This is a genomic window from Streptomyces sp. NPDC000075, from assembly GCF_040301925.1.
In the GTDB taxonomy this organism is placed as follows: domain Bacteria; phylum Actinomycetota; class Actinomycetes; order Streptomycetales; family Streptomycetaceae; genus Streptomyces; species Streptomyces polychromogenes.
The window spans coordinates 55,520-74,130 of the sequence record NZ_JBEPFL010000042.1; the positions used below are offsets into that span (position 1 = coordinate 55,520).

The window sequence follows — 18,611 nt, forward strand, 5'->3', positions numbered from 1 at the left end:
TTCAGGGTTGGCGGCCGACGGGGTACGTAAACGCGCCGACGCCGGTGACTTCCCCGAGCGGGGTACTGGCGGGTGCGGGTGCGGGGTCGGCTTCGCCCGAGGCGCTGCGGTAGACGGCGCCGAAGGCGAGGGCGACCATGCCGAGTCCCATCACGACGGCCAGGACCCAGGCGACCGGTCTCAGCCATCCGGCCCGGCCGCGATAGGGGCGCAGGCTGCCGCCGTAGGCCCCGTACGGGCCCTCGGCGCAGCCGTAAGGTCCGGCCTCCCAGGCGGGGTCGTCGAACGGGTACCCGTCCGGGTACCCGTAGTCGTCCTCCCCCGCCCAGCCTCCGGCGACGCGGGCGGCCTCCGCCTCGGCGCGGGCCAGGTCGGCGGCGCGCTGGCGTTCGGCCGCGCTCGGTTCATGGATCTCGGCGTTCCGGACGAAGGCCTCGTCGAACACCACGGAGGCGAAGTCCTGATCCGCGCCTCCGCGGTCGTCGTCGGGCTCCCCGTCGTCCGGGAACGGCTTGCCCCCCACGTCGTCCGGCACGGGAACAGCGTAGACCTGGGGGACCGCTTTGGGCAGGGTGAAAGCCGGAATCCGGCCACAACGGGTTCGGGTGGCAGTTACCGGATGTGACCGTCGCCGGTGACGATGTACTTGGTGGAGGTGAGCTCGGGCAGCCCCATCGGGCCCCGGGCGTGCAGCTTCTGGGTGGAGATGCCGATCTCGGCGCCGAACCCGAACTGGCCACCGTCGGTGAACCGGGTGGAGGCGTTCACGGCGACGGTGGTCGAGTCGACCAGCTGGGTGAAGCGGCGCGCGGCGGCCTGGGAGGTGGTGACGATCGCCTCGGTGTGGCCGGAGGTCCAGCGGCGGATGTGGGTGACGGCGTCGTCGAGGGAGTCCACGACGGCGGCGGCGATGTCGTACGACAGGTACTCGGCGGCCCAGTCCTCGTCGGTGGCGGGCAGGGCGGTGACCTTGCTCGTCTCGGCAGCGGCCAGGACGCGGGCGTCGCCGTGGACGGTGACGCCGGCGTCGGCGAGGGCGTCGAGGGCGCGGGGCAGGAAGGCGTCGGCGATGTCGCGGTGGACCAGGAGGGTCTCGGCGGCGTTGCAGACGGAGGGGCGCTGCGCCTTGGAGTTGACGAGGATGTCCACGGCCATGTCGAGGTCGGCCTGCGCGTCGACGTAGACGTGGCAGTTTCCGGTACCGGTCTCGATGACCGGGACGGTGGACTCCTCGACGACGGTCTTGATGAGGGAGGCACCGCCGCGCGGGATGAGCACGTCGACGAGGCCGCGGGCACGCATCAGCTCGCGGACGGATTCGCGGGACTCGCCGGGGACGAGCTGGATCGCGTCGGCGGGCAGGCCGGCGCTCACGATCGCGTCGCGCAGGATGGCGACGAGGGCGGTGTTGGAGGCGTAGGCGGAGGAACTGCCGCGCAGGAGGACGGCGTTGCCGGCCTTCAGGCAGAGCGCGGCGGCGTCGACGGTGACGTTGGGGCGGGCCTCGTAGATGATGCCGACGACGCCGAGGGGGACGCGGATCTGGCGGAGGTCGATGCCGTTGGGGAGGGTGGAGCCGCGGACGACCTCGCCGACGGGGTCGGGGAGGGCCACGACGTCGCGGACGTCGGAGGCGATGGCGGCGACCCGCTCGGGGGTGAGGGTGAGCCGGTCGATGACGGTCTCGCTGGTGCCGGCGGCGCGGGCCTTCTCGATGTCCTGGGCGTTGGCCGCGACGATCTCGTCGGTACGGGCCGTCAGCGCGTCCGCGATGGCCAGCAGGGCCGTGTCCTTGGCGGACCGCGGGAGTGGGGCGATGGCCGCGGCGGCCGTGCGGGCCGCTGCCGCGGTGGTGAGGACGGGGGAGGTCGCGGTGGCGTCGTCGAGCGAGGTCATGCGGCCCAGGGTAGTCCCCGGGGCCCCGGGGCCTCGCCGGAGTTCCACCCCGCGAGACGCCCTTGCCCTGGCCGGGCGGGGGGGCGGGCCGGTCGGCCGGCTGGGACCGGTGGCCGGTGGCCGCTGCGCGGGCCTGCCCCTCCCCGCCCTTCCTCCGTTCCCGCCTCAGACGCCGGCGCGGCTGAAGGACCCGGGGCTCCGCCCCGGACCCCGCGCCTCAACCGCCGGCGGGGCTATAAATAGCCCCGTCGGCGATTGAGGCGACCGTGCGAGCGGCGCGTCAATACGCGTCAATAAGGGTGCACGCCCACCGGGTGGGCCGGGGGTGGGCCGTAGCCCTCCGCCACGCGTTGGTGGTACGTCGTGCGGTCGATGACCTCCAGCCCGACGATCTCCCACGGCGGCAGCCGCGCCGTCGACCGGTGCTCGCCCCACAGCCGCAGGGCGACGGCCGCGGCGTCGTGGAGGTCGCGGGCCTCCTCCCAGTACCGGATCTCCGCATGGTCGTCGGCGTACCGGCTGGTCAGCAGGAAGGGGTGGTCGTGCGCGAGCTGCTCCAGCCCGCGCCGCACCTCCGACAGCGGCGCCGGCTTCCCCGAGACGCTCAGCGTCACGTGCCAGAGGCGGGACACCGGGCCCTGGTCCTCCCCGCCAGTGCCGTCCCCGGTACCGACGCTGGTCAGCGCTCGTCTCACCAGCCGCCTCCTGTCTGCGCTACGCGTGTCCGCCCCTCACAGTTGACCAGTCCCCGGCCCGCCGCGCGGTGGTTTTCCCGAACCTCAGCCCTGCAGCAGGACCAGATCGTCCCGGTGCACGACCTCCCGCTCGTACGCGGGTCCGAGCTCCCGCGCAAGCTCGCGGGTGGAGCGGCCGAGGAGCTGCGGGAGTTCCTTGGCGTCGAAGTTGACCAGGCCCCGGGCGACCGCGACCCCCTCGGCGGAGCGCAGCTCGACGGGGTCGCCCGCGACGAAGTCACCCTCGACGGCCGCGATCCCGGCGGGGAGCAGGGAGCTGCCCCGCTGGGTGACGGCGCGGACGGCGCCGTCGTCGAGGACGAGGTGGCCCTGCGGGGTGGACGCGTGCTGGAGCCACAGCAGCCGGTCCGCCGAGCGGCGGCCGGTGGGGTGGAAGAGGGTGCCGGTCTCACGGCCGGCGAGGGCGTCCGCCGCCCTGCTGGCGGAGGTGAGGACGACGGGGACGCCGGCCGCCGCCGCGATCCGCGCGGCTTCGACCTTGGTGACCATGCCGCCGGTGCCGACGCCCGCCTTGCCGGCGCTGCCGATGGAGACGTGGGCGATGTCCTCGGGCCCGCGCACCTCCTCGATGCGGGTGGTGCCGGGCAGGGAGGGGTCCCCGTCGTAGAGGCCGTCGACGTCGGAGAGGAGGACGAGGAGGTCGGCGCGGACCAGGTGGGCGACGAGGGCGGCCAGCCGGTCGTTGTCGCCGAAGCGGATCTCGTCGGTGGCGACGGTGTCGTTCTCGTTGACGACGGGCAGCGCCCCCATGGCCAGGAGCTGGTCGAGGGTGTTGAAGGCGTTGCGGTAGTGCGCGCGCCGGCTGGTGTCGTCGGTGGTGAGCAGGACCTGGCCGACGCGGACCCCGTAGCGGGCGAAGGAGGCGGTGTAGCGGGCGACGAGGAGGCCCTGGCCGACGCTGGCGGCGGCCTGCTGGCGGGCCAGGTCCTTGGGGCGGCGGGCGAGGCCGAGGGGGGAGAGTCCGGCGGCGATGGCTCCGGAGGAGACCAGGACGATCTCCTTCTCGCCCCCGCTGCGGGCCTTGGCCAGGACGTCGACCAGCGCGTCCACGCGGTCGGCGTCGAGTCCGCCCGCCGCGGTGGTGAGGGAGGAGGAGCCGACCTTGACCACGATCCTGCGGGCGTCCACGACACCCTGCCTAGCCGCTGACACGTCTTTCCCCTCGCACACACACGAAAACCGACCAACCAACCGCCTCAATCTACGGGGTCGCGCACCGCCCCCGCCCGCCGGTTTCAGCCCCTGGACGTGGAGCCCGCCGCGGCCGGCTCCGGCTCGGGGGCCTCGGCCGCGCGCGTGGTCCCCGGAATGAGGATCTTGCGCGAGAGGACGAACGTGAACGGGATGGCCAGGACGGCCGCGAACAGCGGGGCGATCCGGGTGTCCATGCCGCCCCAGGTCACCAGGGCGTAGAGGCCGGCGGACTGGATCACGTAGTTGGTGACGTTCGTCAGCGGGAAGAGCAGGAACTTCTTCCAGGTGGGACGCGTTCGGTAGGTGAAGTAGGTGTTCATGAAGAACGACCCGACCATCGCGAGCAGGAAGGCCAGCGTGTAGGCGGCGAAGTACGGCATCCACCAGTGCAGGGGCAGGTAGAGGACGTAGAAGGTGGCGGTGTTGACGCCGCCCACCAGGGCGAAGCGGAATATCTGGCCGAGCTTGTCCCGGCGGGTGGAGGTGCTCATCGGCCGGTGCCTTCCGCGACGGCCGGCTCCGCGGGCGCGGGGGCCACGGGCGCGCCGTGGGCCTCCTTGACCAGGAAGTGCGGGCGGCGCTTGGTTTCGTAGTAGATGCGGCCGATGTACTCGCCGATCAGTCCCAGCATGATCATCTGCATGCCGCCGATACCGGCGATCATGGCGATGATCGTGACGTAGCCGGGGGCGTCGATGCCGTTGGTGATCGCCATCACGGTGATCCACAGCGCGTACAGGCCGGTCAGCGCGACGAGCGAGACCCCGAGCCAGATGCCGATGCGCAGCGGGCGGTTGTTGAAGGAGATCAGCCCGTCCATGCCGTAGTTCAGCAGGGAGGCGAACTTCCACTTGGTCTCGCCGGCCTCGCGCTGGGCGTTGCGGTAGTCGAAGTGGACGGTGTCGAAGCCGATCCAGGAGAAGAGGCCCTTGGAGAAGCGGTTGTACTCCGGGAGCGCGAGGAGAGCGTCGACGGCCGGCCGGGAGAGCAGCCGGAAGTCTCCGACCCCGTCGGTGAGCTCGACGTCGACCCAGTTGTTGACGCCGCGGTAGTAGAGGCGGCTGAGGGCCGAGCGGAGCTTCTTGTCCCCTTCGCGGGTGCGCCGGGCGATGACCTGGTCGTGGCCCTGGCGGTAGTGCTCCAGCATGGTGGCGATGAGCTCCGGCGGGTGCTGGAGGTCCGCGTCCATGATCACCACGGCGTCGCCGGTGGCCTCGCGCAGGCCGGCGAGCATGCCCGCCTCCTTGCCGAAGTTACGGCTGAAGGAGACGTAGCGGGTACGGTCCCCGTGCTCGGCGGCGATGCGCCGGAGCTTGCCGAGGGTGCCGTCGCGGCTGCCGTCGTCGACGTAGCAGACCTCGTATTCGACGGGCAGGCCGTCCAGGACCTTGCGGATCTCCTCGTCGAAGCGGTCGATGACGGCTTCTTCGTTGTAACAGGGGACAACTACCGACAGCTTGGTCATGGGCACTTCCTGCTGGGGTCCGAACGGGTGATTGTCGGCAACCGGACCCGCGTCTCAACTCTTCCTTAGAAGTATGCACGGCGAAGGTCGCCCTGCCCGAGTCGTGCGCGGCACACGGTAGCTTTGACGGGATAAGCGGAATGGAACGAAGGGATCGAGGTGCACGTGCCTGACGTCTCCGTGGTCGTCATCGTCTACAACGACGCAGAGCGTCTGCCGACAGCCGTCCGGTCGGTTTTGGACCAGACCCTGCGCGGGGTCGAAGTCGTGATCGTGGACGACTGCAGCAAGGACCGGTCCTACGAGGTCGCCCAGGAGCTCGAAGCGGCGAACCCGGGACGGGTCCGCGCCTTCCGGCTGCCCGAGAACAGCGGCGGCTGCGGCGCGCCCCGCAACCACGGCATCAAGCAGGCCACCGGCACCTACGTCATGTTCCTGGACAGCGACGACGTCCTGGAGCGCAACGCCTGCCGCAACATGCTGGCCGCCGCCGAGCGGACCGGCTCCGACCTGGTCTCGGGCATGTGCGTGCGCGTGCACCTCGACAACCGCTGGGGCAAGACCACCGAGTGGTACCCGTGGATCTACGCCCGCACCCGCACGCTGGAGTCGATCACCGAGTACCCGGACCTGCTGGTCTACGACACCCTCTCCACGAACAAGTGCTACCGGCGCTCGTTCCTGCTGGAGCAGGGCCTGGAGTTCCCGGTCGGCATCCACTACGAGGACCTGCTGTTCTCGGCCCAGGCGTACGTCGCGGCCCGCCGGATCACCCTGATCCCCAACCACGTCTACTACTGGAACGTGGTCGAGAAGGCCGCGGCCAAGTCGATCAGCAACCGGCGCCACGAGATCGCGAACTTCGTCCACCGGATGGAGATCCACCGCCGGGTCGACGAGCTGCTGGCCGCCAAGGGCCACACCGCCATCAAGACCGCCAAGGACGCCAAGTTCCTCAAGCACGACCTGGTCCTGCACCTGCGTGACCTGCCGCTGCTGGGCGACGCCTACCGCCAGGAGTTCGCCCGGCTCGCCAACGGCTACCTGGCCGGCATCGACCCGGCCGCGTACGAGAACGTCACCCACCTCCAGGCCATCTGCGCGTACCTGCTGGGCAAGGAGGACTGGAAGAACCTCCTCGCGGCCGCCGACGCGATGACCAACAAGGGCCGGCTGTCCTCCCCGCTGGCCGAGAGCGACGGCCGGATCTACTGGTGCGCCGGCCACCTCGACGACGCCGAGGGCCGCCGGATACTGGACGTCACCGACCAGGGCTTCCACACCACGCCGCTGTCCTCCCTGGCCCTGGGCAACCGCCTGACCTCGTACGAGGACGACGGACGCGGCACCGTCACCCTCTCCGGCGCCGTCGTGAACCCGCTCGGCCGGATCGCGGAGGACGCCGAGCTGTCGGCCACCCTGGAGTTCCGGGCCCGGCGGCAGATCGGCGTGCGCTCGTTCAGCTTCCCCGTGGCAACCGTGCGCCACGCCGGTGACACGATCGAGTGGAGCACCACCGCCGACGTCGGCGGCACCGTCCGCCCCCTCGGCATCATCGACGCCGTCTGGGACGTGCGCCTGAAGCTGAAGGCCGGCGGGGACCGGATGACCACCCGCGTCTCGGTCGGCGGGGTCGACCTGGAGTCCGCGGCCCGCCTGCGCGTGCGCCCGCGCCTGACCCGGCTGGTCTCCGACCGCTTCGAGCCGGAGATGACCAAGAAGGGCAACCTCTCCTACGTCCTGACCGCCGAGGGCGCCGCCGCCGTCCGCACCCAGTCGCTGATCAGCAGCGCCATGCACGGCAAGGCCGCCGGCGTGGTCAAGCGCGGCCTGCGCCGGGCCCTGAAGGCACGCCGCAACATCGGCTCCGGCGAGCAGAAGGTGAAGGTCTACCACGAGGTCTTCTCGAAGCTGCCGGTCAAGAAGGGCACGGTCGTCTTCGAGAGCCACATGGGCAAGCAGTACAGCGACAGCCCCAAGGCCATCTACGAGGAGCTGGTCCGCCAGAAGGCCCCCTTCCAGGCGATCTGGTCCTACGCGGGCGCCAAGCCCACCGGCTTCCCCACCGAGGCCGTCCTGGTCAAGCGCTGGAGCTGGCAGTACCTGCGGGCGCTGGCCCAGGCCGAGTACTGGGTGGACAACCAGGGCTTCCCGCTCGCGCTGTCCAAGCGCCCGGGGACCACCTACATCCAGACCTGGCACGGCTCCGCCCTCAAGCGGATGGGCTTCCACGAACCCCGCACCAAGGCGCAGGGCAAGCCCGCGCAGGACCGCTTCCAGGCGGCCGTCGACCGCTTCGACCACTTCCTGATCCGCTCCGAGCACGACGTCCGCACCCTCGCCAAGGGCTTCCGGCTCCGTGACGAGGTGCTGCTGCGCACCGGCTACCCGCGCAACGACGCCCTGGTCGCGGCGCACCGCGCCGAGGCGGACAGCGGGTTGGGGGCGCCTCCCGGCGGTAGCGGGGGGAGGGTACGCGGGCCGCTCGCCGCCGAACTGGGCATCGACCCGGACAAGCGGGTGCTGCTGTACGCGCCGACCTTCCGGGCCAACGCGGACGGCGCGGTGGAGGGCTTCGAGTTCCCCTTCGACGTGGAGGAGTTCGCGGAGCGGCTCGGCGACCGGTGCACGCTGCTGGTGCGCACCCACTACCTCAACAGCGTCTCCCTGCCGCCTTCGGTCGCGGGCCGGGTCATCGACGTCTCCCGCCACCACGACATCACCCCGCTGCTGGCGCTCGCCGACGGGCTGATCACCGACTACTCGTCCGTGATGTTCGACTACGCGGTGCTGGACCGGCCGATGATCTTCTTCGCCTACGACTACGAGAAGTACGCGACGGACATCCGCGGCACCTACTTCGACCTGCTGGAGAAGGCACCCGGCCCGGTGGTGGCCACGGCGGACGAGCTGATGCAGGCCGTCGCCGCGTTCGAGGAGGCCGACGCCAAGTACGCCGAGGCCCGCCAGCGGTTCCTCGCCGAGTTCGGCGAGTACGACCGCGGGGACGCCGCACGCCAGATCGTCGAGAAGTTCTTCACCGGGAGCGGCAAGTGAGCCGGGACATCTTCATCGTCTCCAACAGCGTGGACGAGCTCGGCGGGGTGACCACCTGGTCCCACCAGATGGCCCGGCTCTTCACCGACCGCGGCCACCGCGTGCACATCGTGGGCATCGCCCCCGTCGCCGAGGAGATCCGGCAGAAGCTGCCCGCCGACCTCCCCTACGCGACGACCACCCTGTACGACACCCACCCGCCGAAGGCCCGCAGGCTCAGCGGCGTCAAGGGCCGCCTCAACGCCCCCGAGCGGCGCCGCCAGGCGGCCCGCCGGGCGGGGATGCGGGCCAGGGCCGAGCGGCTGAGCGAGATGTTCCGGGCGGCCGGCCCGGGCTCCGTCGTGATCGTCACCCAGGTCTGGGCGATGGAGTGGGTGGCCCTCGCCGACACCAAGGGACTCTCCGTCATCGGCATGAGCCACGAGTCCTTCGAGGCCAGCCAGAAGTCCACCCGGGGCGACCGGGTCCGCCGCTGGTACCCGGAGGTCGACCGGCTGCTCGTCCTCACCCCGGAGGACGCCGACCTGTGGATCCGGGCCGGCATGGAGAACGTCGACAGCATGCCGAACCCGCTGCCGTTCATGCCCGACTCCCCCGCCCCGCGCACCTCCAAGGTCGTCGCGAGCGTCGGCCGCCTCGCCTTCGAGAAGGGCGTGGACCTTCTCCTCGACGCCTGGGCGGACGCCGCCCCCCGCCACCCCGACTGGACCCTGCGGATCTACGGGGCGGGCGTGGAGGAGGCCACCCTGCGGGCACACTGCGCCTCGCTCGGGGTGGAGGACTCCGTCGAGTGGATGGGCAGCACCGACGACGTGCTGGGCGCGCTGAGCGGGGCCTCCGTCTTCGCCCAGGCCTCCCGGGCCGAAGGCTTCCCCATCACCCTGCTGGAGGCGATGGCGGCGGGCCTGCCGGTGGCCGCGTTCGACTGCGCGCCCGGCGTACGGGAGATCGTGCGGCACGGCGAGGACGGCCTGCTGGCCCGCCTCGGCAACACGATGGAGCTGGCCGGACACCTCGACACCCTGATGTCGGACGCCGCCACCCGCGACCGGCTCGGCGACGCGGCCTTCCACAGCGTGCGCCGCTACTCCAGCGCGGAGATCACCGACCGGTGGGAGAAGCTCTTCGCCTTCCTGGAGCGCTGACTCCTCCCCCGTATACGAGGAAGCCGCCGCCCCGGCCGGGGCGGCGGCTTCCTCGCGCAACGGGCGTCAGACCGTGTGGGCGTCCTTGCGGCCGTCGCGGTGCGGCGCACGCCGGTTGGCCTCCCAGCCCGCCCAGGCCGAGCTGATCATCTCGCGGACGTCGTGCCGGGCCTTCCAGCCCAGCTCCGCCGCGATCCGGTCGGCGGAGGCCACGACCTTCGCCGGGTCGCCGGGGCGGCGCGGGGTGACGACCGGCGCGTACGTGTGCCCGGTGCCCTCGTTGAGCAGCTCGACCATCTCCTTGACGGAGACGCCCTCACCGCGCCCGATGTTGACCGTGAGGTCCTTGTACTCTCCCGCCGCTCCCCACTCGGCGAGCCTGCGGGCGGCCACCACGTGGGCGTCCGCCAGGTCCTCGACGTGGATGTAGTCGCGGATGCAGGTGCCGTCCGGGGTCGGGTAGTCGTCGCCGAAGATCCGGGCGCCCTCGCCTGCGTCGTAGCGCTCGAAGACCATCGGGACCAGGTTGAACACCCCGGTGTCCGCGAGCTCGGGTGCGGCCGCGCCCGCCACGTTGAAGTAGCGCAGGCAGGCCGTGGAGATGCCGTGGGCCTTGCCCGCGGCCCGGACCAGCCACTCTCCGGCCAGCTTGGTCTCGCCGTACGGGCTCAGCGGCCGGCACGGGGTCTCCTCGGTGACCGAGTCCACGTCCGGCATCCCGTACACGGAGGCCGAGGAGGAGAAGAGGAAATTGCGGATACCGGCGGCGGCCACGGCCCCGAGCAGGACCTGAAGGCCCTCCACGTTCTCGTGGTAGTAGTACAGCGGCTTCTCGACGGACTCGCCGACCTGCTTCTTGCCCGCCAGGTGCACCACACCGGTGATCTTGTGCCGGGCGATGGCCTCGTCCAGGGCGAGCCGGTCCAGCACCGAGGCGGTGACCAGCGGCACGCCCTCCGGCACCCGGTCCTCCCGGCCCGTGGAGAGGTCGTCGAAGACCACGACCTTCTGCCCCGCGAGCAGCATCGCGCGGACGACGTGCGCGCCGATGTATCCGGCGCCACCGGTGATCAGAAACGTCATGCGGGTCTCCCGAGCTCTAGCGTGACCTGCGCGCGCGGGCGCGGTCGAGGCGGTTGCGTACGAAGGTCAGCGCGCCCCCGGCACCGGGGGCGAGGCGCAGCGCGAGCGCGCCGGAGGCCGTGCGGTAGGGCTGCGCCAGCAGAACACCGTACCGGCTGCTGGGCAGCGCCCGGCGGCGCAGGAGCCCGCCCAGGGGGCGCAGCGAGGTGACCGGGGAGCTCCCGTCGGCGCAGCTCACGCCCGCCCGGACGTCCCAGGCCTGCATCCCGCGCAGCCCCCGGCGGCGGCCCTCGGCGGCCAGCGCGGCGAGCCGGAACGGGACCTCGGCGGTCCAGCCGTCCCCGTCGGCGGCGGGCCGCAGCTCCACGGGACGCACCTGGACGGGGTCACCGCCGGCCCGGGGCAGGAAGCTCAGCAGGACGCTCTGCGGGCGGGCCCCGGCCAGCCGCCCGTACAGGTCGTGGACCCGGACCTGGACGGCCGCGCCCCCGGCGGGCCGCGCGTCCACGGTCAGGGGCAGGCCGGCGGCGGGCAGGTCCGCGAGCCCGTCCAGCGGGACCGGCAGCTCCTCGCTCCACACCGGCTCCCCGGCGGCGCCGGTCGCGTACGGGGGCAGCAGCCGGGCGGGCTCGGCGGCCAGGCCCGTCATCAGCCGTTCGACGTCGGCGGGCGGGGTCTCGGCGGCCAGCAGCACGCGGGCGGTCCAGCGGGCGCGGGCGGGGGCCGCGTCGAGGTCGGCGGCGTCGAAGCCGGCCAGGTAGTCGCGGGTCAGGGTCCACCAGGCGGCCCGGTAACCGGGGTCGCGGCCGAGCTCGCGCAGGTACATGCGCAGGTCGTAGTCGAGGAACTTCACCTGGCAGGCGTGGCCCAGCTCCGGCGAGGCGGCGGCGAGGGTGCGGGAGGCGGTGCGGTGGGCCTCGACGCGGGAGCTCCAGTTGCCGATGTCCTTGCGGTCCAGGGAGATGGACACCTGGGCGGCGCTGCGGCGCACGTGCCACACGTAGACGAGGTCGCCAACGACCGCGATGCGGGGGGCGGCGGCCAGGACGCGGGAGGTGAAGACGAAGTCCTCGTAGACGAAGCGGCCGTCGGGGAAGCGGATCCCGTGCTTCTCCAGGAAGGAACGCTCGTACAGCTTGTTGACGCAGAGGGTGTCGCGGACCAGTTCGGGCCGGTCTGCGGGCCGCTCGACGACCTCGCCCGGCGTGTACAGCCCGGGCATCCACGGCACGTCGCGGCCCTCGGGCAGCTCGCGCCGGACGCACGCGCCGACCGTGACGGGCGCGCGGTGCTCCTCGGCGGCCCGCAGCAGGGCGTCGGCCGCGCCGGGGGGCAGGACGTCGTCACTGTCCAGGAAGAGGACGTACGGGGAGCTCGCGGCGGCGATCCCGTCGTTGCGCGGGGTGCCGCAGCCGCCGCTGTTCTCCGCGCGGTGGATGACCTTCAGGCGCGGGTGGACCTCGGCCAGCTCGTCCAGGACACGCGCGGTCGCGTCCGAGGAGGCGTCGTCGACCGCGATGACCTCGGCGACCACCGGGCCCTGGGCGAGGGCCGAGGAGACGGCCTCGCCCACGAGCCCGGCGTCGTTGTACGCGATCACGACCACGGACACCGAGGGGGTGTCACTGCTGGAATTGCTGCTGCTCACCCGCAGGATCCTAGGCGAACGGCGTAAAGCGGGCTTCAAGTCCGCCGCACGCCGCCCGCCCGGAGGCCCCTAGAAGGGACGGAACTCGTCGTACTCCTGCTGGGCGGCGTCGCCGCGCCGGGCTTCCTTCTCCTTGCGGCGCTGGGTGGCCGGACGCGGGGCCTCCATGCGGTGGTCCTCACCGCGGCGGCCCAGCATCTCGGCGCCGGCCATCATGGTCGGCTCCCAGTCGAAGACGACCGCGTTGTCGTCGGCGCCGATGGCGACGCCGTCGCCCGCCTTGGCACCGGCCTTCTTCAGCGCGTCCTCGACACCGAGGCGGTTGAGGCGGTCGGCGAGGTAGCCGACGGCCTCGTCGTTGTTGAAGTCGGTCTGGCGGACCCAGCGCTCCGGCTTCTCGCCGCGCACGCGGTACACGTCCTCGACCTCGTCGTAGGCCACGGTGAAGCCGGCGTCGTCCACGGCCTTCGGACGGATGACGATGCGGGTCGCCTCCTGCTTCGGCTTGCGGGCGCGCGCCTTGGCGACGACCTCGGCCAGGAAGTAGGAGAGCTCCTTGAGGCCGGTGCGGGCGACCGCGGAGACCTCGAAGACCTTGTAGCCGCGGGCCTCCAGGTCCGGGCGGACCATCTCGGCGAGGTCCTGGCCGTCGGGGATGTCGACCTTGTTCAGGACGACGAGGCGGGGGCGCTTCTCCAGGCCGCCGCCGTAGAGCTTGAGCTCCTCCTCGATGAGGTCGAGGTCGCCGACCGGGTCGCGGTCCGACTCCAGGGTGGCGGTGTCCAGGACGTGCACGAGGACCGAGCAGCGCTCGACGTGGCGCAGGAACTCCAGGCCGAGGCCCTTGCCCTGGCTGGCGCCCGGGATCAGGCCGGGAACGTCGGCGATCGTGTAGACGGTCGAGCCGGCGGTGACCACGCCCAGGTTCGGGACGAGGGTGGTGAAGGGGTAGTCCGCGATCTTCGGCTTGGCGGCGGAGAGCACCGAGATCAGCGAGGACTTGCCGGCGCTGGGGAAGCCGACGAGCGCCACGTCGGCGACCGTCTTCAGCTCCAGGACGATGTCGCCGGTGGTGCCGGGGACGCCGAGGAGCGCGAAGCCGGGGGCCTTGCGGCGGGCGGAGGACAGGGCGGCGTTGCCGAGACCGCCGCGACCGCCCTCGGCGGCCACGTACGTGGTGCCCTGGCCGACGAGGTCGGCGAGGACGTTGCCCTCCTTGTCGAGGACGACGGTGCCGTCCGGCACGGGCAGGATCAGGTCCTGGCCGTCCTTGCCGGAGCGGTTGCCGCCCTCGCCGGGCTTGCCGTTGGTGGCCTTGCGGTGCGGGCTGTGGTGGTAGTCCAGCAGGGTGGTGATCGCCTGCTCCACCACCAGGATGACGTCACCGCCGCGACCGCCGTTGCCGCCGTCGGGGCCGCCCAGGGGCTTGAACTTCTCCCGGTGAACGGAGGCGCAGCCGTGGCCCCCGTTACCCGCGGCGACGTGCAGCTCGACGCGGTCCACGAAGGTGGTCATGGGTGTTCCTCCAGATACTTACGGGAATGTCCCGGACAGGCCTTGCTGCCCATTAAACGTGTCTCTGTGACAACGCGCCGAGGGCGGACCTCTCTTCCCGGCGTGTGCCGGGAAGAGCTGAGATCCGCCCTCGGGGTGTTACGAACGCTTGTGATTCAGCAGGAGCTGGATCAGGCGGCCGGAACGATGTTGACGACCTTGCGGCCACGGTGCGTACCGAACTGCACCGCACCCGGCAGCAGCGCGAACAGCGTGTCGTCGCCACCGCGACCGACACCCGCACCCGGGTGGAAGTGGGTGCCGCGCTGGCGGACGAGGATCTCGCCGGCGGAAACGACCTGACCGCCGAAGCGCTTCACGCCGAGCCGCTGAGCATTGGAATCGCGCCCGTTCCGGGTGGACGATGCGCCCTTCTTGTGTGCCATGTCTCAGTCCCTCTTACTTCGCAGCCGCGGGGATACCGGTGACCTTGATCGCCGTGTACTGCTGACGGTGACCCTGGCGACGGCGGTAGCCGGTCTTGTTCTTGTAGCGCAGGATGTCGATCTTGGCGCCCTTGTGGTGGTCCACGACCTCGGCCGTGACCTTGATGCCCGCCAGGACCCACGGGTCGCTGGTCACGGCGTCGCCGTCGACAACGAGCAGGGTCGAGAGCTCGACCGTGTCGCCAACCTTGGCAGTGGAAATCTTGTCAACCTCAACGATGTCGCCGACAGCAACCTTGTGCTGGCGACCACCGCTGCGCACGATGGCGTACACGCGGATCTCTCTCTCACTCGGGGCGGATACTCCTGAAGCCAGCCGCTCACGCGGGCCGGGGCCCACGGTGATCCGGAATGGACGAGCGGCCTCTCCCGGGTCCCGTCCGCTTGCGCGGAGGGTGCGGGAGGAAGGTGCTCAGGAGCGCGGCGCGCGCTGCACGGTAAACGTCCAGGACACGCCGACGGTCTAGGTTACGGGGCCGGTTCCGGAGGGTCAAACCGGGCCCCCGCGTGCCCGTGGGCCCCGCCGGTGCGGCGGGGCCCACGGACGGGCGTCGATCAGGCCTCGGCCGGAGCCGAGACGGACGGCGGGGTCTGCTGCTCCGCCGCCGCGGTCTTCTTCGTCGCCCGCTTCGCGGCGGTCTTCTTGACCGTCGTCGTCTTCTTCGCGGCCGTCTTCTTGGCGGCCGCCGCCTTCTTGGCCGGGGCCTTCTTCGCCGTGGCCGCCTTCTTGGCCGGAGCCTTGCGGGCGGTCTTCTTGGCGGGCGCCGGGGCCTCAGCCTCGGCCTCCGCCTCGACGACGGGCTCGGCTGCGGCCTCGGCCTCGGCCGGAGCGGCCGGCTCTGCCGCGGGGGCCTCGACCACCACGATGGCGGCCTCGGCCGCACCGGCCGGCGCGGTGGCCTTGCGGACGGCGCGACGGCGCGGACGCGCCGGGGCGGCCTCCACGACGGGCTCGGGCTCGGCCACGGGCTCCGCGACGGCCTCGGCGGCCGGCTGCGTCTCCTGCTCGGGCTCCACGACCGGCTCGGCGACGGCCTCCACGACCGGCTCCGGCTCCGGCTCGGGCTCCGGCTCGGCCTCCACGACCGGCTCGGGAGCCGGAGCGGTGGCCTTGCGGCTCGCCCGGCGGCGGGTACGGCCCTTCGGCGCGGCCTCCTCGGCCACCGGGGCGGCCTCGACCGGAGCGGCCTCGACCGTCTCCGCGGCCTCCACGGCCTCGGCGACGACCTCGGCGGCCGGCTCCAGCACCGTGTCGGCGGGCTCGGCGACCGGCTCGTCCAGGACGACCGGGGTCACCGGTGCCGGGGCGGCCTGCCGCTCACCGCGCGGGGCGCCCGCCGGAGCGGTCGCCTTGCGGGTGGCGCGGCGCCGGTTGCGGCGCCCGCTGATGCCCGCGGCGGCCTCGGCCTCGGCCGGGCTGCCGTACAGCTCCTCGCCCGGGACGAACGCCGGCTCCGGCAGCGCACGGGGCGCGGCGACCTCGGCGGCCACCTCCGCCTCGGTCTCGGCCTCGAACACCTCGGCCTCGACGGTCTCGACCGTCTCCAGCTCGTGCTCGTGCTCCAGGGCACGGCCGCCGCGGCGCTTGGCCCGCTTGCCGTTGCCACCGCCGCCGACCGCGGCCGGGGTGTCCATGTGGACGATGACGCCGCGCCCGTTGCAGTGGACGCAGGTCTCGGAGAAGGACTCCAGCAGGCCCTGGCCCACCCGCTTGCGGGTCATCTGGACCAGGCCCAGCGAGGTGACCTCGGCCACCTGGTGCTTCGTGCGGTCACGGCCCAGGCACTCCAGCATGCGCCGCAGCACCAGGTCGCGGTTGGACTCCAGGACCATGTCGATGAAGTCGATGACGACGATGCCGCCCAGGTCGCGCAGCCGCAGCTGGCGCACGATCTCCTCGGCCGCCTCCAGGTTGTTCCGGGTGACGGTCTCCTCGAGGTTGCCGCCCTGGCCCGTGAACTTGCCGGTGTTGACGTCGATGACGACCATCGCCTCGGTCTTGTCGATCACGAGGGAGCCGCCCGAGGGCAGCCACACCTTGCGGTCGAGCGCCTTGGCGAGCTGCTCGTCGATCCGGTACGTCGCGAAGACGTCCACCTCGGAGGTCCAGCGGGACAGCCGGTCGGCCAGGTCCGGGGCCACGTGGGACACGTAGCCGTGGATGGTCTCCCACGCCTGGTCACCGCTGATGATGACCTTGGAGAAGTCCTCGTTGAAGATGTCGCGCACGACGCGGACGGTCATGTCCGGCTCGCCGTACAGCAGGCTCGGCGACGAGGTCGTGATCTGCTTCGACTTCTTCTGGATGTCCTCCCACTGCGCCTGCAGACGCTCGACGTCGCGGCGCAGCTCGTCCTCGCTCGCACCCTCGGCGGCGGTGCGCACGATGACGCCCGCGTCCTCGGGGACGATCTTCTTGAGGATGGTCTTCAGACGCGCGCGCTCGGTGTCGGGCAGCTTGCGGCTGATACCGGTCATCGAGCCCTCGGGCACGTAGACCAGGTAGCGGCCGGGCAGCGAGACCTGGCTGGTCAGGCGGGCGCCCTTGTGGCCGATCGGGTCCTTGGTGACCTGCACCAGGACCGACTGGCCGGACTTGAGGGCGGACTCGATGCGGCGCGGCCCGTTGGCCATGCCGAGCGCCTCGAAGTTGACCTCACCGGCGTACAGGACGGCGTTGCGGCCCTTGCCGATGTCGATGAAGGCGGCCTCCATCGACGGCAGCACGTTCTGGACCTTGCCCAGGTAGACGTTGCCGACGTACGAGGTGGCCTCTTCCTTGTTGACGTAGTGCTCGACGAGCACGTTGTCCTCGAGGACGCCGATCTGGGTGCGCTCGCCGGCCTGGCGGACGACCATCACGCGCTCTACGGCCTCACGGCGGGCCAGGAACTCGGCCTCGGTGATGATCGGCACACGGCGGCGGCCCTGCTCGCGGCCCTCGCGACGGCGCTGCTTCTTCGCCTCCAGGCGGGTCGAGCCCTTGATGGACTGGACCTCGTCGGACGGCTCGGCCTTCTCGCGCGCCGGGCGCGGCTCGCGGACCTTGACGACGGTGCGGACACCGTCCTCCTCGCCCGCCTCGGCCTCGGCGGCGTCACCGCTGCGGCGGCGGCGACGGCGGCGACGGCGGCTGGAGGAGGAACCGAGGGCCTCCTCGGCCTCCTCGTCCTCTTCCTGCGCGTCCTCCTCGTCGGCGGCCTCGCCCTCGGCCTCCTCCTCGACGCCCTCGTCGAGGTCGGCGGCCTCACCGCGGCGGCGGCGACGGCCACCGCGGCGACGGCGGCGCGAGGGGCGGTCGCCCGACTCGTCGGACTCCTCCTCGTCGAGCTCGGCGGCCTCGGCCTCCGGCTCCTCCTCGGCGTACTCGCCCTCGGCCACGACCTCGGCCAGGGTCACGGGCTCGGCGGCCGCGCCACGACGGCGGCGGCGACGTCCGGCCGGCTGCGCGGCGGCGGGTGCCTGGACCTCGGCGACGGCCTCGGCCTCTTCCTCCTCGGCCTCCTCCTCCGCCTCCACGGCGGCGGCAGCGGCCGCGGCGGCGAGGGCGGCGGTCTCCGGGGTCTGGAACATCGGCTCGGCGAAGACCGGGGCCTGGAAGACCGGGACGGCCGGACGCGCGGCGCGGCGGGCGGCGCGGTTGGGGGCGGCGGGCGCCTCCTGCTCGGCGGCGGCCTCGGGCTGCGCGGGGGCGGCGGCCGGGGCGGCGGCGCGGGTGGCACGGCGGCGACCGCGCTTCGGGGCGTCGACGGCGTCGGCGACGGTGACGGCGCGGGTGGCGGCCTTGGGGGCCTCCTCCACGACCGGGGCCTGCGGGGCGGCCTCCTCGGCCACGGCCGGGGCAGCGACGGCGGACGGTGCGGCCACGGCACGGGTCGCACGGCGGCGGGCACGCGGAGCCGGGGCGGCGGCCGGGGCCTCCTCCTCGGCGACGGGCGCGGCGGCGGTCTCCACGACCACCTCGGCCGGCTCGGCGGCAGCGGCGGACGGTGCGGCCACGGCACGGGTCGCACGGCGACGGGCACGCGGAGCCGGGGCGGCGGCCGGGGCCTCCTCCTCGACGACGGGCGCGGCGACGGCCTCGGCGGCCGGAGCCTCGGGGGTGGCGGCCGGCTCGGCGGCAGCGGCGGCCGGAGCGGCCACGGCACGGACCGCACGACGGCGGGCACGCGGAGCCGCGGCGGCGGCCGGGGCCTCCTCCTCGACGACGGGCGCGGCGACGGCCTCGGCGGCCGGAGCCTCGGCCGCCGGAGCCTCGGGGGCGGCGACGGCGCGGGTGGCGCGACGACGGGTGCGCGGGGCCGGAGCGGCCGGGGCCTCCTCGGCGGCGGCCGGGGCGGCGGCGGTCTCCACGACCACCTCGGCGGC

General features: G+C 72.8%; 14 protein-coding genes. 2 read left to right on the forward strand and 12 right to left on the reverse strand.

Annotated elements, in window-relative coordinates; genetic code table 11:
- Window position 1 precedes the first annotated feature (1 nt).
- The 6 genes from ABT403_RS34000 to ABT403_RS34025 form a co-directional block, all read right to left on the reverse strand.
- A complete protein-coding gene (locus ABT403_RS34000; protein WP_344156111.1) occupies window positions 2-535 on the reverse strand; it encodes an SCO2584 family spore wall biosynthesis protein in 534 nt (177 codons plus the stop codon).
- 77 nt (window positions 536-612) lie between these two features.
- Complete coding sequence (locus tag ABT403_RS34005) at window positions 613-1,896, reverse strand: glutamate-5-semialdehyde dehydrogenase (RefSeq protein WP_344156114.1); 1,284 nt, start codon at window positions 1,894-1,896, stop codon at window positions 613-615.
- Between the two features lie 290 nt (window positions 1,897-2,186).
- A complete protein-coding gene (locus ABT403_RS34010) occupies window positions 2,187-2,591 on the reverse strand; it encodes a DUF8830 family protein (protein ID WP_344156117.1) in 405 nt (134 codons plus the stop codon).
- An 84-nt stretch (window positions 2,592-2,675) separates the two neighbouring features.
- On the reverse strand, window positions 2,676-3,803 hold the full coding sequence (gene proB, locus ABT403_RS34015) for a glutamate 5-kinase (protein ID WP_344156120.1): 1,128 nt from the start codon (window positions 3,801-3,803) through the stop codon (window positions 2,676-2,678).
- Window positions 3,804-3,886: 83 nt separating this feature from the next.
- Window positions 3,887-4,336: a GtrA family protein gene (locus ABT403_RS34020; RefSeq protein WP_344156123.1), complete on the reverse strand. Its 450-nt coding sequence runs from the start codon at window positions 4,334-4,336 to the stop codon at window positions 3,887-3,889.
- Entirely contained in the window at window positions 4,333-5,310 is a 978-nt protein-coding gene (locus tag ABT403_RS34025) for a glycosyltransferase family 2 protein (RefSeq protein WP_344156126.1), read from the reverse strand. Before ABT403_RS34025 ends, ABT403_RS34020 begins: the two co-directional genes overlap by 4 nt.
- Window positions 5,311-5,469: 159 nt before the next feature.
- Here ABT403_RS34025 and ABT403_RS34030 point away from each other — a divergent pair, with 159 nt between their 5' ends.
- Both ABT403_RS34030 and ABT403_RS34035 read left to right on the forward strand, forming a co-directional pair.
- Window positions 5,470-8,367, forward strand: coding sequence for a bifunctional glycosyltransferase/CDP-glycerol:glycerophosphate glycerophosphotransferase (locus ABT403_RS34030; protein ID WP_344156129.1), 2,898 nt, complete (start codon window positions 5,470-5,472; stop codon window positions 8,365-8,367).
- On the forward strand, window positions 8,364-9,512 hold the full coding sequence (locus ABT403_RS34035) for a glycosyltransferase (RefSeq protein ID WP_344156132.1): 1,149 nt from the start codon (window positions 8,364-8,366) through the stop codon (window positions 9,510-9,512). The genes ABT403_RS34030 and ABT403_RS34035 overlap by 4 nt, the downstream gene beginning before the upstream one ends.
- Before the next feature lie 66 nt (window positions 9,513-9,578).
- On the opposite strand, the gene galE is transcribed toward ABT403_RS34035, so the two are convergent.
- From galE to ABT403_RS34065, 6 genes are all read right to left on the reverse strand, one after another.
- Window positions 9,579-10,595 (reverse strand): UDP-glucose 4-epimerase GalE, encoded by a 1,017-nt coding sequence (gene galE / locus ABT403_RS34040; RefSeq protein ID WP_344156135.1) that lies wholly within the window; start codon window positions 10,593-10,595, stop codon window positions 9,579-9,581.
- Between the two features lie 16 nt (window positions 10,596-10,611).
- Complete coding sequence (locus ABT403_RS34045) at window positions 10,612-12,243, reverse strand: glycosyltransferase family 2 protein (RefSeq protein ID WP_344156138.1); 1,632 nt, start codon at window positions 12,241-12,243, stop codon at window positions 10,612-10,614.
- 69 nt (window positions 12,244-12,312) lie between these two features.
- Window positions 12,313-13,758: a GTPase ObgE gene (gene obgE / locus ABT403_RS34050; protein ID WP_344156141.1), complete on the reverse strand. Its 1,446-nt coding sequence runs from the start codon at window positions 13,756-13,758 to the stop codon at window positions 12,313-12,315.
- A 170-nt stretch (window positions 13,759-13,928) separates the two neighbouring features.
- Entirely contained in the window at window positions 13,929-14,183 is a 255-nt protein-coding gene (gene rpmA / locus ABT403_RS34055; RefSeq protein ID WP_007264038.1) for a 50S ribosomal protein L27, read from the reverse strand.
- Between the two features lie 13 nt (window positions 14,184-14,196).
- Window positions 14,197-14,517: a 50S ribosomal protein L21 gene (gene rplU / locus ABT403_RS34060; RefSeq protein ID WP_015033583.1), complete on the reverse strand. Its 321-nt coding sequence runs from the start codon at window positions 14,515-14,517 to the stop codon at window positions 14,197-14,199.
- 281 nt (window positions 14,518-14,798) lie between these two features.
- A partial coding sequence (locus ABT403_RS34065; protein ID WP_502966019.1) for an Rne/Rng family ribonuclease occupies window positions 14,799-18,611 on the reverse strand: 3,813 nt, incomplete at its 5' end.

What these genes read in the sequence shown, in the direction of transcription:
- ABT403_RS34005 (WP_344156114.1), bottom strand. Translation starts at nt 1,896, where the DNA reads ATGACCTCGCTCGACGACGCCACCGCGACCTCCCCCGTCCTCACCACC.
- ABT403_RS34020 (WP_344156123.1), bottom strand. Translation starts at nt 4,336, where the DNA reads ATGAGCACCTCCACCCGCCGGGACAAGCTCGGCCAGATATTCCGCTTC.
- ABT403_RS34025 (WP_344156126.1), bottom strand. Translation starts at nt 5,310, where the DNA reads ATGACCAAGCTGTCGGTAGTTGTCCCCTGTTACAACGAAGAAGCCGTC.
- galE (WP_344156135.1), bottom strand. Translation starts at nt 10,595, where the DNA reads ATGACGTTTCTGATCACCGGTGGCGCCGGATACATCGGCGCGCACGTC.
- obgE (WP_344156141.1), bottom strand. Translation starts at nt 13,758, where the DNA reads ATGACCACCTTCGTGGACCGCGTCGAGCTGCACGTCGCCGCGGGTAAC.
- rpmA (WP_007264038.1), bottom strand. Translation starts at nt 14,183, where the DNA reads ATGGCACACAAGAAGGGCGCATCGTCCACCCGGAACGGGCGCGATTCC.